Here is a 12,856-nt window from a genome sequence, read left to right as displayed (position 1 = left end):
GTTATGGAAAGACCGCAGCAGGCGCCGGCCGCGCTGTCGAAGGCACGGCCGGCTACTGGTCCCGCGTTGTTGTTTTCGGGGCTATTTCAGGCCGATTGAGGTGTCGATGTACTTGTTGGTGTAGATGTCTTCGGCCGTGAGGCCGGGTTTGGGGGTGCTTCCCGGTTTGGTGAAGAGCGGGACGGATTGGTCGAGGATCGTCTTCACCCGATCGGCGTCGAAATCGCCTAGCGTGGAGTTGTTGCCGTTGCCCACGATCTTCTGTTCGATCATGGTCTTCACGGAGAAGTCGGCTACGCCCTGGGAATAAACCCAGCCGGTGTTGTACTCCTTGACCAGGTCAAGGATGAGGCTCTCAACGGGCTTTGGATCCTTGAAGAAGTCCACCTCGGCCTGCTGGAGCACGGGCACAAGTTTGGCGAGGCATCCGCCCAGCTTGGATTCGTCGGCGGACCGGACAGAGACTGCGGCTTGGTAGATCTTCCATCCGGCGTCGTTGATGAGCTGGTAGGCTACAGGCTTCTTCCACGCCGACACTTCGTTTTGGTAGATGTATGGTTCGGCGCTGGCGAAGCCCTGCTGGGCGTCTTTGCCTCCTCCGGCGACGAAGTTGGCTGGTGTTCCGTCATAGCTTCCGTCAAGTACCTTCTCGGAGAGGATGCCCTTCGCCGTCATGTATTTCATCCAGCTGGCGCTGCCGAAGTAGCGCACGACGCCGCCGTTTGCAGCAAGTTCGGGGCCGAGTTCAGCAATTGTCTTGGCCTTGTATGTATTGGGGTCCCACATGATCATTTGGGGGTTGATATCCATTGGAGCGAACACCGCCTTTGTGGGCATCGTCGCGGAGAGCTGGACTGCTGCGTCGGTGTTGATGTAGCCGAGGGTGATGGCCGGGTCCTGGTACATCTGGGACGCCACGCTTTGGAAGCCGATGGCGGGACCGCCGGAACGGATCTCCACATTGACGCCGGTGGACTTGCCGCCGGCGTAGAGGGGGCCGGAGACGGACTTGTTGCCGGCGTCGATCGTGGGGTTGGGACCAAGCAGCTGGTAGAGGTGGCCATGTTCGCTCTCCGGGTTCCAGTCGGTCTGGATCACGACGTTGGCCGGGCAGCCGGCGGCCTTCAGGTCAACCGAGCCGATGGTCTGGTCTGCCGCCCTTGCAGCAGGTGCCGTGGCGTTCGAGGTGCCGCAGGCGCTGAGCGTGAGCGCTGTGAGCGCCGCGACGCCGGACAGGAAAATGGCGCGGGTTGAGGTGCGGGATGTTGGGCGTTGCATGTGTCTCCTCAAGTGGGAAAAGTTCCTGAATGGGTAAGGATGGGACGTGCACGGTGAAACATTTGTGGGGTGGGCGGGCGCGGTCTTTAGCGGGCGTCGACGTCGTACCAGGCGCCGACCACGAACTTGGTGATCAAGCCGAAGAGCCAGAAAATCACGACGCCGAACAGTGAGGCGGCGATGATCGCGGCGAACAGTTCGGCGGATTCGACGCGTGATTGGTAGTTGCTGATGAGGGAGCCGATGCCGGGGGTGCCGCGGCGGAAGAAGAAGTCTCCGACGATGGCGCCGACGACGGCGAGGCCTGCGGAAATGCGCATGCCGGCGAAGACCGCCGGCAGGGCAGCTGGCAGTTGGAGCTTGGTCAGGACCGTCCAGCGGCTGGCTTTCTGCAGCCGGAAGAGCTCAAGCTGGGAGCGGTCTGCCGATTGGAGCCCGAACAGGGTGTTCGAGACGACGGGGAAGAGCGCGATCATGACACACACCACGGTCCGGGAGAAGAAATCGAAGCCGAACCAGAACCCGATCAGGGGCACCAAGGCGAGGATGGGGATGCACTGCAGGATCACGGCGTAGGGAAACAGCGAGCGTTCGATCCATTTGGCCTGTGACATTGCGATGCCCCACGCCATCCCAATGACGATCGCCGCAGCGAGACCGGCGAGGGCGACGGCAGCGGTCTGCCCCAGGCTCGCCAGGATCTCGCCAAGGACTTCCGGGGCCAGGAAGCCTTTTCTGACCACCTGGTCCGGAGGCGGCATGAGGAACCGTCGCTTCTCGTCCAGCACCAGGTAGCTGACTGCGTACCAGAGCCCCAGAAGCATGAGAAAGACGAGCACGGGCGGAACCCATGTGGCCGTCTTGGGCCTGCGAACCCGAACATCGGGCGTCGTTCGCTTGATGGGGGAAGGCCCGGAGGCCGTGGCTTTGGGGGACTTCTCGGGGTTGATCGTGGCTGACATCAGTGGTGCCCCTCTCGGAGTGCGTGGGAGACGTCGCCGACCAGGGCGGCGAACTCGGGGGTGAAACGGATGTCAGGGTCACGAGGCACAGGGAACGGCACCTCAAACGTGCGCACAATCGCTCCGGGCCGGCCCGACATGACCACCACCCTTGTGGAAAGGTAGACGGCCTCGGAGACGGAGTGAGTGATGAACAAGCCCGCAAAGCGGCGCTCGGCGAAGAGCCGAAGAAGTTCATCGTTGAGCCGCTCGCGCGTAATCTCATCAAGGGCTCCGAACGGTTCGTCGAAGAGGAACAGTTCCGGGTCCAGGGTGAGTGAACGGGCCAGGGAGGCACGCATCTTCATGCCACCGGAGAGCTGCCGCGGAAGGTGCTCTTCGAAGCCTTTGAGCCCGACCAGTTCGATGGCCTCCCGGGCCTTCTGCGAGCGGATAGCCCGGGGCTCCTTCCTTAACTCGGCCAGCAGTTCGACGTTGGATTGGACGTCGCGCCACGGTAGCAGGGTGGCATCCTGGAAGACGTAACCGATCCGGGACGTGGCAATGTTGACGGTTCCGTGGGAGGAGCTTTCCAGCCCGGAGGCGATGCGCAGCAGCGTGCTCTTGCCGCAGCCGGAAGGTCCGACAACGGTTACGAACTCACCCTGGCGGACCGTAAGGTCCACGCCCGAGAGGGCGACGGTCCCGTTGGGGAAGGTCATTTCGACATCCTGGAAATCGAGGAGCGTCGTCCCCTCGTTCCGGGTTTCCGACAGCGCAGCTGCCTGTGTTTCGGTCATGCGGAGTACCTCGGTTCCATGGGGGCTGAAAGTTGACGCAGACTTGCGGGGGTGGCGATGCGGCGCGATATTTCGCTGTGTGCCACGAGGCGCCCCGCGTGGATGACATATCGGTCAGGTGAGGCATTTGCGACCACATCGCCGATACTGGTGCCGCGGATGGCAACTAGCTCGGCGTCCGCGCCCTCCACCGGGCCGGCCGCGGGCATGCCCATGACGGAGCGGGCGCCGCCGGAAACTGCCTGATAGGCCTCGGCAGGCGTCAGATGCGCGGCGACAACGAGCAGTCCTGCCGTTTCGAAGGCGTCGCTTCGCCCTACAGGGTTGAAGGGGTCGCGGACGTTGTCGGCCCCGGCACCCAGCCGGGCCCCCCGGTCAAGGAGCGTTCGGACTGCAGTGAGGCCGCGCGGCGTCGATGCCGGGTGGTCCCAGCCTTGAAGGTAGAGGTTGGTGATGGGGAGGGTGACTATGCCGAGGTCGCTCGCGAGAATCTCGTCAATCACACCGTGGAGGCCCTCCGGTTCGAGGGTTCCCAGTCTGACGCAATGCCCGGCCGTCCTCATCCGCCCCGCTGGCCATTCGCGGACAAGTCGGGCGAACTCGACGATCGTGAGCTCGCCATCCAGGCTCTCGTCCGTGTGAAGGTCGACGCCGACGCCGCGGCGTTCGGCGAGTGTGATCAGTCGGCGCAGATCTGCAAAGGGGTCTGCGCTGAGATGTGGTGATCCGCCCACGAGGTCGACTCCGAGATCGAGGGCTGCTTCGATGTCGGCGTCCGGGACCTCGGAACCTGCAAGGGCCACTAGTTCGAGGTCCATGAGACCTTCGAGCTCCTGGCGGACAGCAACAAGGGCTTCGACGCCGCGGAGGGGTTTGTCTCCGAGCAGGACGTCGACGTGGCACCGCACCGACGTGGTGCCGTTGGCGAGCAGCGTGAGCGCCGCTTCAAGGGCCCGGCCGCGGATGTCGTCGACGGTCATTGTGGAGGCGTGGCGGCGCCACGCCTCGATCGCGTCTCGCAGATTTCCCAGGGGAGGCCGGATGGCCTCCGCGGACAATGCCTTGTCAAAGTGAGCGTGCGGTTCGGCGGGGGCCGGGAGGAGCATGAAGCCGCTGAGGTCTATCTCCGCTCCTGAGCCGGACCGCCGGCCCTGCCCGGCGGCCACGACGCGGCCAACCCGGTTTCCGTTGATCTCTACGTCCCGGACGGTTCCGTCGGGAAGCGTAGCTGAACGAAGGAGCGAGATATGGAAAGGCAGCTGGTGCATCCGGTCCTCCGATTTCATTGCTCTCGATGTGTGGCAAAATGTTGATACACTCAACATGTTGATAGCTTCAACATACGGTGGTTGTGTTTCGCCCACGTAACAAGTCGGTTTCCCGACGGTGAATCAGCCGGGGTCCTGCACCACGGCTGGTGAAATTGCAGTTCCATAGTCCTGAAGGACCGAAAGGAGTCACGGTGAAAAACCCGGTAGACGTGGCGCGATCCGGCGGCGAAGGCACTGGCCGGGCCCCCGCCATTGACAGGCAGATCGCACTGATGGGACGGCGCGTCCGTGTGCTGCGCAAGGACAAGGGACTCACGCTGGTCCAGCTCGCCGGAGCAACAGATCTTTCGCATTCCTTCCTGAGTCAACTGGAAAGGGGTCTTGCCCGCCCGAGCATGTCGTCGCTGGATCGGATCTCCCACGCATTGGGCATCAGCCAGATCGAGCTGATGCTCGCGGCGGAGTCCCGCGGCGCGTCCTCGGACGACCACGGCAACGTCCACCTGGTCCGGGCGGACGAAGGCGTCCGCGGGCCGACGCGCAAGGGCGAGGCCCGTACCCTGGCCCGAGGGAACCGGGGAGTCATGACCTTGGAATGGCGCGACTCCAGTGTCGAACCGGGCAGGTTCTTTGTGCATGACGAGGACGAGTTCCTGTTCATCATTTCCGGCAGCGTGCTGGTGGACCTGGACGACCGCGGGTGCGAGCTGCTGCATGCGGGGGACTCGATCCACTACCCGGGTGGCACCCGGCACCGCTGGAGCTCACCGGATGGCAGCGTCTACCGTGCCATCGTCGTCAAGGAAGACCGGTCGTTGACCGGCGGGACCGGCGACGTCCACTTCGAGCGCGCGGACGCCGATCTGGACGGGAAATCATGAGCGCCGAAAACGTCGAGGTGTTCGAGGTCAGCGTCGCGGCACGCCGAGAGCTTGCGGCGGGGGTCGTGGCCTTCGAGCTGACAAGAGCAGACGGCTCGGCCCTTGCCCCGTGGACGCCCGGTTCACATCTCGATGTCCTGTTACCTGGCGGGATAGAACGGCAGTACTCCCTGTGCGGCGGCACGAGTACCGGATCGCCCTGGCGGATCGGAGTATTGCGCGAGCCCGGCGGCCGGGGCGGCTCCATCCAGTTGCACGACTCCGCCACAGTTGGGACCAAACTGCGCGTTCGGGGCCCCCGCAACCACTTCCCGTTCGCACCCGAAGCGGGGGCCCGAATCATCTTTGTCGCCGGCGGAATCGGCATCACGCCCATCCTTCCCATGGTCCGCGAGGCAGCTGCACGGGGCCTCGACTGGACCCTGCTCTATGCCGGGCGCTCCCGGCAGACCATGGCGTTCGTGGACGAACTGCTCGCCCACGATCCGGAACGGGTCCGGATCCACGCCGCAGATGAAGGTCAGCGGCTGGAACTAAGCGTTCTTGCGGCCGACAGCCGTCCAGGACCCGGTGCCCGGCTTGCCGTGTACGGCTGCGGACCCGCCCGGCTGCTCGACGGCGTCGAGGACGCCTTCGCCGGCCATCACGGAGTAAGCGTGCATCTGGAGCGTTTCACCCCGAAGGAGAACGGCGCTCCGGTCTATAACGGACCGTTCGAGGTGGAACTCCAGCAGACAGGTGTGACCGTCACAGTGACCGAGGGCCGCACGATCCTGGAGGCCGTGGAAGAAGTCGGGGCTTTTGTTCTTTCCTCCTGCCGCGAAGGTACCTGCGGCACTTGTGAGACCCCCATCGTCTCCGGAACGGCTGATCATCGAGACTCCGTTCTGACAGCGGCGGAACAAGCCGAGAACCGCGTGATGATGGTCTGCGTCTCGCGCGCGGCGTGCAGCCGCCTCGTGCTCGATCTCTGACCCCAGCCGCCACTTTCACCCAAACGACCACTATCCAGGGAGTCCCCGTGCTCACTATCACCAACGCCGAACGGATCTTCATCGACGGCAACGAGGAACGCACCGGCCCGCTGCATATCAGTGAAGGTACCGTGGTGGGCGCCGACCCCGCCCAAGACGACGGGGAGGTCCTTGACGCCACCGGCTGTGTAGTCACCCCCGGCCTGGTGAATGCGCATCACCACCTCCTCCAATCCGCCTTCCGTACCCTCCCGGGCACCCGAGGTGTAGCGATGAGCGAATGGCTGCCCACCATGGCAACCGCCTATGATGCGGCCAGTGTGGACCCCGAACTCGCGAGTTTTGCGGCCTCAGTGGGTGCCGCGGAGGGCTTGCTGTGCGGGGTGACCACCGTGGCCGACCACCACCTGAGTTGGCCCCGGGGCGCCGACACCGTGTCAATCGCCCGGGCAAGCGCCGAGGCCGTCCGCCGAGTTGGCGCGCGTCTTGCCTTCGTACGGGGAACCGCAGGCGACGATCCCCAGGCCGCTGCTGCCTCCGCGGAGGATATCGTTTCGGCCTTGCTGCCCGGCACCACCAGCGGGGTGAGCGGCGATGGCATGCTCCAGCTCGCCGTCGGGCCCGCCGGAGTCCACAGCGACGGCCCTGAAACGTACAAGCTGCTCGGCGAGGTGGCCCGCCGGCACGGGCTGCGTCGCAGGACCCAATCGAACGAGCAGGTGGACGTCGGAATTGCCCAGGAGCACTACGGCCGCCGCCCTCTGGAGCTTCTGGAGGACTGGGGCTGGCTTGAGGACGATGTAACCCTGGCTCACCTGTGCGGCGTCACGCCCTGGGAGATCTCCCGGATTGCCACATCTGGCGCAACCGCGACCCATGCCCCTGGCTGCGACCTCCCCATGGGCTGGGGAATCTCACCGGTCGCCGCACTGCTCGACGCCGGCGTGAAAGTGGGCCTCGGCACGAGCGGTGGCGGCTCGAACGACGCCGGCCACCTCCTTGCAGACGCACGGCTGGCCATGCAGATTGCGCCCCTTGTGGGCCGGGCCGTTTCCGCCCGCGAGGCACTCAGCATCGCCACGGAAGGCTCGGCACAAGGCCTTGGCCGCCCCGAACTCGGCCATTTGCGGTCCGGGGCCGCAGGGGACTTATGCGCGTGGGATGTCGCAGGCATCGCCGACGCCGGCGTCGCGGATCCCGTTGCAGGGATCTTGTGGGCATCGCCCGGGCGCCGGCCACGCCATGTGGTGGTCGCGGGCAGAGTGGTCGTCCGCGACTTTCAGCTGGTCAACACGGACGAACACGAACTCGTCACGGCCCTGCGCCGACGCGTGGGCCGATAATCCTGGCCCTGGTAGCCAGGGTCGGCCGATCGGCGATGAGGTGCTCTCACGGGTTTCTTTCGCGCCGGCGGGACTGGATCCGCCAAGGCCTGCCGGACGGTGTCCCTGCCGACCTGATACCGCTTTGCCAACCCGCCGATCGACATGCCCTCCACACGGGCGTCTCGGCGGATCTTGGCAAGTGGTCGTCGCATCGAGGGCCGGTAGGTTCTCGGGCGTCAACGCTGAGGACGGTGATTTCCGGCGTCGTGCCGTGCGTTCGTCTGATGTTCCCGGCGGCATTCCAGCAGGCGCGCCATCGCGTGCTGTCCACAGGCAGGACTAACGCTTCAATTGCTGTGTGACGGGGTCAGCGAGGGATGGTCGCCTGCATTGGGCCCGGTCCACGAGACGAACGAGAGTTGGATTTCGTTCACCTCGCCCCAAGCAGTGTCGTCAGGATTCCTTGACAGCCGATCTGGCTGCACGACAAGGTCGTGTCAGGAAAGCTTGACAACGGATCGGAGTCGCTATGTGGGATCTTGACGGCGAAGGACATGAGGGCTGGGCCGCGCCAGTTCTTGACGTCGTCATCGGGGGTGGAGTGTGGACCGCCATCTCGGTCATCGAAGGTCGCGGGGTAGCCCGTGCCGACGCTGCTGCCGTCGACGACGGCGTGGCCGCGGCGGCGGCGGTCGACGCACGGGATCCTGATGCGTTAGAGGCGCCGGAAGGAATAGCCGGAGGTAGCTCTTTCGTGCCCGTCTGAGTCGGAGGGGCGCTTGCGGTGACCCCGGAGGTTCCAGGTGCGGTCACTCCAGGCGGCAGGGTGCCGGTGAGCCACAGCCGGGTCGTTCGGTGCCGGAGCAGGGGCCGGAGGCGGCTGGTAACCGGGTGCCGACCAGGCCGGCGGAGTTGCGGCCGTCGTCGGGCGTCCGTCCGGGCCAATCGCGCCGGGGGTGCCGTTGTTGATGCCAATGCTTGTGTAGGAGCCGGGCTGGCCTGCGGCCGGAATCCACTGGCACCGCAGACCTGGTTGCCTTTGTTATCGAGCATGCAAGTGTCGGCTTGCGCAGGAACAGGCAGGAGCGTCATGGCGACAGCAGCAAGTGGAACGGTCAGTGCGGCGCGGCGGAACCGGAACGTGATCACAGTAGCCTCCTCGGCATCTGGCTTATTCACCGGGGACCATGCGTAGACCGGCCACAACCTCGTCTTCACGGAATCTGGCTCAGGGCAAGTTACCGGGTCGGCGCCGGGATATGCTCGCGCAGCAGGGCCGCGAACCTGGCCGGGGACGCGAGGCCCCTCAAAGGCTTTATGCGGCCGCGGTCGGCCAATTGAATTAGCTGGTGTAGCACCCTGGCCGCGTCCTGCCGCTGCCCCATGGCAGCCAGACGTGCGTCCCCGAATCCCCAGCTCGCCAGGGAATCCCTGTGCATCTGGACGATTTCCATCAGGGAAGAGATGTCAGCGAGGTCCTTATCTGAGGTGCGAGATTTCCACGCAAAAGCCTTGAGGATCAGGGCTGCCTCGACGTCTGGCACTGGGATCGCGAAGGCAAGGTCTTCCTTACCTCCAAGGAGCAGTACTTTCACGTCGATCAGCAGCGGCGTGGCATTCAAGGCAAACCCGAGGCCTGGAATTGCATCGAATCCGCGGCCGTTGACTTCGGTGGGGCGTGTCATCGGTCTGCCGACGCCGGTGTGCGGAATCAGCAAATCTACCTCGATCTTGGCGCCTTTTTCGTCGGTGCGGATGTAATGGTTGCCCTTCACGGCCTCATACCCGCGTGCCAGGAGCTGGTGGTGCAGGTTTTGCCCAGCTGCCACGGCCTCTCTGATTCCAGCATCCGCATCGGCCGTGCTTCGTTCCGTTGCCGCGGGGGTGGGGTAAACGTGCATGAGCATCTGGACCATGTGGCCGCCGACGATCCGGTAGTCCGCGAGCGGGATACCTTCAGACGCCGCGGCGACATCGGCCAGTGCGCGGTACCCCAGGTCTGCGGCGTTGGACATTGAGATGACGTTAATGGCTGTCATCGGGCGGTCCCGGCGAGGATGGCTTCACGTAGGTGCTCAGCGGCCTCGTCGCTGTCGACGGCGTCGTCGGCCAAGACATCTTGGAGGGTCACGAGCGGGTCAGCAAGGGGGATGCTGGCGGACACGTGGACCAGCAGTGCGGTTGCCCACAGGGTCGGGTCCTCAGGGACCGTGGTGATCAGAGTGGCCTCTTCTTTGCTGGCCGGGCTGAAGCCTGCGTCGGTGAAGTCAACAGCTTCGCGCAGGTACACGAGGACGCTGTCTGGAAGCCGCCAGGGTGCATAGATGTCCGCTGCGGCGTCACCGGAGATCAGCGGCGAGGCGCCTATCTCCTTGGCGAATGCCGCTGCCTTCTCCGCCTGTTCCGTAGGGGACTTCAGGCTGTACCAGTATGAAGACACTCCGCGCGGACCTGGGTAGTTCTGGGTCAGCCAGGACACGATCGCGGAAACGTCGTGGGCCTTCCAGCCCGACTGATCATGCTCGACAAATGGGGTGAGGAGCTTCAGGTGCTTGTTCACGGCCGGCTGGCTGATGCCGACGGCGCCCGCAAGCTCCTGCTGTGTCCAGGGGCCGTCTGCGAGGGCGAGCGCGCGCAGGATGGCCCAACGACCCCACGGGGCGCGCCCGCGGGTCTTCTCAGTGGGAGAGTCAGTTTCCTTGCTCGATTGCAGGCGCTGCACGCCTCCGATCGTGACCGACGCCGGGTCCACGGTGATGAGGTCGACTTTGTCCTGGGAGGCGGCCTGGGAGAGGGCAGGGGTCGGGTGAGATGTCACGATGAGGGTTCGGACTTTGCGTTTGAGGATGGCATCGAGCTTGCTGGGCGTCGGAGGAGTGTCGGCGACCTGCACTTTCACTTCCCGGGTGCTGCGGTCCGGCAGCGTCAAAGAGAGCGCTTCGAGGTTGCCTCCGGAAATGCGGACCTCCGCCTGTTGCAGCAGTAGCATGGCCTGCGACAAGATAGTTTGCTGTTCCATTGTCGGAAACCTTTCTGCTAGACCTAACGGGGATTATATGTCAAATAACCTTATCCGGAAAATGCCGCTTTAGGTTATAGGCGGGGTTCCGCGGGGCGGCCCGGGATGAAAGCCTCGGCGATTCTGGTCGAGGAGGCAAGGTGCGCGTCGCAGCAAGCATGGTTCTCCGGATCTGCTCATGTCCTTGATAGTGACCAGGACATCGACGACAACATCCGCGACGGCAAGCCCCGCCCGGTTCGCGGCGAATCGCTTGTACCGGACGGCGCGGTCGTCGACAGTCGGAACGGCGCTCCCGGAACGAGGAGGGCGGGGACGCTGTCGTTGTTGTGTTCGGTGGCTGCGAATTCTCCGCTGGCCGGGACGCCGGCCTGCGTTCGGTTCTGGTTGGTCATACCTGTCTGTGTGCGGCAGCACCCCGGATCTGGCGCCAATCACGGGCAAAACGTAGGACCGACCCTAACCGACCCGAAACCGATCACTGGGTCGGTCAGCAAAAATCGTGCCAGCACTGGGAAGCAGGGCCCCTATATAAAACCGACTTAACCGACCTTTTAACTCTCTCTATAGGGGACCCTCATATATATAACCAATACATACCTCTTCCCTATATAAGCCCGCCCATCCCCAAAAAGGTCGGTTTGGTCGGTAGAAACCACAAAAACCCTGCCAACACTGCGATCCAAGACCAAAAAACAAGCCGACCCGAGGGTGGTTTCGGTCGGCAGGCGGCAGCTCAGGCCGACTCGAACCGCCCGAAGCGATGAACAGAGTCATCGCAGGAGGTCATTTCGAGAGTCTCTTGGCATGAAAGGGCCGCCCTGGGAATGCTTTCCGAAGCGGCCGCCGTCGATCGCCGGATCAGTCCTTTGCGGGTGCCGGCGGACGAACAGGCCGTCACCTCAGCGAACGTGCTCATGCCCTGATGTGTGCGGCTGTAGGCTCAGGCGCATGACGGAGACTCTTATCGTGGGCGGCCTGGATGTCAGCGTCCAGCACGCCAAAGAGCTCGCCTGGGAGTACATGAACCAGCCCGGCCAGTGGTCCTACCCTGCATACGACAGCTACCCGGGCAATGGCGACCGGAATTCCGTCGGTTCTCAGGATGCCTTGGCCGCCGGGCTCTTGAACGCCGGACAGAACCCGCTCAAGACCCAGTACACATTCCTGAAGATCCTGGAGCACATCGACCCGCTCCTGCGTAACAAACACTTGACCGGCACTTTGGATCAGGCCGGTCCGGAGACCCTGTCGGCCATCGCGGAGCTCTACGGTGTCCTGGACGGCCGGAAGACCCCGCAGCTGCGCCTGGTGAAGCTTGCCAAGATCTTGCATCTGAAACGGCCGGGCCTGCTGCCGCTCTACGATGACAACATCTGGCGCTGCTACGGCAGGCTCGGGAAAAAGAGGATGGACAGCGTAAAGGCCCGGTCAAACACGGATTACATGACCGCTTGGCTGCCCCACATCCAGAAAGACCTCAAAGACGGTCTGCGGCGCTGGACGGACATCGCCGCACTCGCACCGGCCGGCGGTCCGGAAGTAACGCCTTTGCGGGCCCTGGACATGGTAGCCTGGCGGCTCGTCGAGGAGAAAGAACCCAGGAAACGTAAGCTGCTCCGCAGGAGACTGGCATAACCAAAGGGCACAGCAGCTCCGCTAGAAGCTGTCCGTCATTTCCAGCCGATGAGTTTGGCTTTGTCAGGTACCGCGCTGGCTGGAACCTTCTTCGGTGTTCCGCCTCCGGCGGACTCGACGGTGTACACCTCGACGTTGCTTGAGTCGGGGGCCGTCGCGAGGAATGCAACCTTGGCACCGTCAGGGCTCACGACCGTGTAGGAGGGGGTCCGGTCCGTCCGCGGGAGCAGGGCTATGCCCTCCGTGGGCGAGTCCATTAGGTCGGACTTGCTGCGAGGCTTCGCCTTGACCCGGTAGATCCCGCTTTGGCTGAAATCGACCGCTACATACTCAGTGGAGCTGATCCAGTCCTGGACAACGTAGCCTCCGACGCCCGCACCGTTTTCCTGAAACGTACCGCCCCCGTATTGGACCCCTACGAGAGTCCCGTCCGGGTTGACGAAGTAGTTCACCCCCTCATCGGGTGTGAGGGTTTTCATAGCAGTTGCCGGTCCGGTGAATCCGTTTGGGACTTTCATGATTGTGGGCTGTTGCCACCAAAGTTGTTATAGGAGGTGGGTACCAAAATCCCCGGAATTACGCGGGTTCCGGCCTATCTGTGACATCTTTGGGGCACAGCAGCGACCCATCTCATTTAGTAGCGTTGGTGGCTGCTCTTCCCGCCGTGACGGTGAGGGAATGAGCCCGGAGACGTCCTTGCTGCATGTGATTGAGGACCTCGAAAGTGTG

12 protein-coding genes are annotated in these 12,856 nt (G+C 63.9%); 5 read left to right on the top strand and 7 right to left on the bottom strand.

The genetic code is table 11. The annotated features are described in order from the left end of the window. Positions 1-81: 81 nt before the first annotated feature. The 4 genes from ABD742_RS12975 to ABD742_RS12960 all read right to left on the bottom strand — a co-directional run bounded on the left by ABD742_RS12975 (position 82) and on the right by ABD742_RS12960 (position 4,287). Complete coding sequence (locus tag ABD742_RS12975) at positions 82-1,278, bottom strand: ABC transporter substrate-binding protein (RefSeq protein ID WP_234750506.1); 1,197 nt, start codon at positions 1,276-1,278, stop codon at positions 82-84. A gap of 86 nt (positions 1,279-1,364) precedes the next feature. Next, on the bottom strand, positions 1,365-2,240 hold the full coding sequence (locus ABD742_RS12970; protein WP_234750507.1) for an ABC transporter permease: 876 nt from the start codon (positions 2,238-2,240) through the stop codon (positions 1,365-1,367). Next, positions 2,240-3,019 (bottom strand): ABC transporter ATP-binding protein, encoded by a 780-nt coding sequence (locus tag ABD742_RS12965; RefSeq protein ID WP_234750508.1) that lies wholly within the window; start codon positions 3,017-3,019, stop codon positions 2,240-2,242. Before ABD742_RS12965 ends, ABD742_RS12970 begins: the two co-directional genes overlap by 1 nt. Beyond that, a complete protein-coding gene (locus ABD742_RS12960) occupies positions 3,016-4,287 on the bottom strand; it encodes an amidohydrolase family protein (RefSeq protein ID WP_234750509.1) in 1,272 nt (423 codons plus the stop codon). Before ABD742_RS12960 ends, ABD742_RS12965 begins: the two co-directional genes overlap by 4 nt. A gap of 194 nt (positions 4,288-4,481) precedes the next feature. Between ABD742_RS12960 and ABD742_RS12955 the strand changes: the two genes are divergently transcribed. From ABD742_RS12955 to ABD742_RS12940, 4 genes are all read left to right on the top strand, one after another. After that, positions 4,482-5,171 carry a helix-turn-helix domain-containing protein gene (locus ABD742_RS12955; RefSeq protein WP_234750510.1) on the top strand — a complete coding sequence of 230 codons (690 nt, stop codon included), beginning with the start codon at positions 4,482-4,484 and terminating at the stop codon, positions 5,169-5,171. Further along, positions 5,168-6,145 (top strand): PDR/VanB family oxidoreductase, encoded by a 978-nt coding sequence (locus ABD742_RS12950; RefSeq protein ID WP_234750511.1) that lies wholly within the window; start codon positions 5,168-5,170, stop codon positions 6,143-6,145. Before ABD742_RS12955 ends, ABD742_RS12950 begins: the two co-directional genes overlap by 4 nt. A gap of 47 nt (positions 6,146-6,192) precedes the next feature. Continuing rightward, positions 6,193-7,488: an amidohydrolase family protein gene (locus ABD742_RS12945; RefSeq protein WP_234750512.1), complete on the top strand. Its 1,296-nt coding sequence runs from the start codon at positions 6,193-6,195 to the stop codon at positions 7,486-7,488. Between the two features lie 511 nt (positions 7,489-7,999). Further along, on the top strand, positions 8,000-8,236 hold the full coding sequence (locus ABD742_RS12940) for a hypothetical protein (protein WP_234750513.1): 237 nt from the start codon (positions 8,000-8,002) through the stop codon (positions 8,234-8,236). 472 nt (positions 8,237-8,708) lie between these two features. On the opposite strand, the gene ABD742_RS12935 is transcribed toward ABD742_RS12940, so the two are convergent. Together ABD742_RS12935 and ABD742_RS12930 are read right to left on the bottom strand one after the other, a co-directional pair. Further along, positions 8,709-9,509, bottom strand: coding sequence for a hypothetical protein (locus ABD742_RS12935; protein ID WP_234750514.1), 801 nt, complete (start codon positions 9,507-9,509; stop codon positions 8,709-8,711). Continuing rightward, positions 9,506-10,489: a winged helix-turn-helix domain-containing protein gene (locus ABD742_RS12930; RefSeq protein ID WP_234750515.1), complete on the bottom strand. Its 984-nt coding sequence runs from the start codon at positions 10,487-10,489 to the stop codon at positions 9,506-9,508. Before ABD742_RS12930 ends, ABD742_RS12935 begins: the two co-directional genes overlap by 4 nt. Before the next feature lie 951 nt (positions 10,490-11,440). On the opposite strand from ABD742_RS12930, the gene ABD742_RS12925 reads away from it, so the two are divergent. Continuing rightward, positions 11,441-12,127 (top strand): DUF6308 family protein, encoded by a 687-nt coding sequence (locus ABD742_RS12925; RefSeq protein ID WP_234750516.1) that lies wholly within the window; start codon positions 11,441-11,443, stop codon positions 12,125-12,127. 35 nt (positions 12,128-12,162) lie between these two features. Here ABD742_RS12925 and ABD742_RS12920 read toward each other — a convergent pair whose 3' ends face one another. Then, positions 12,163-12,606: a hypothetical protein gene (locus ABD742_RS12920; protein WP_344788135.1), complete on the bottom strand. Its 444-nt coding sequence runs from the start codon at positions 12,604-12,606 to the stop codon at positions 12,163-12,165. Positions 12,607-12,856 lie beyond the last annotated feature (250 nt).

This window comes from Arthrobacter ramosus (genome assembly GCF_039535095.1).
Lineage (GTDB): Bacteria > Actinomycetota > Actinomycetes > Actinomycetales > Micrococcaceae > Arthrobacter > Arthrobacter ramosus.
This window is presented reverse-complemented; position numbering and strand designations above follow the sequence as displayed.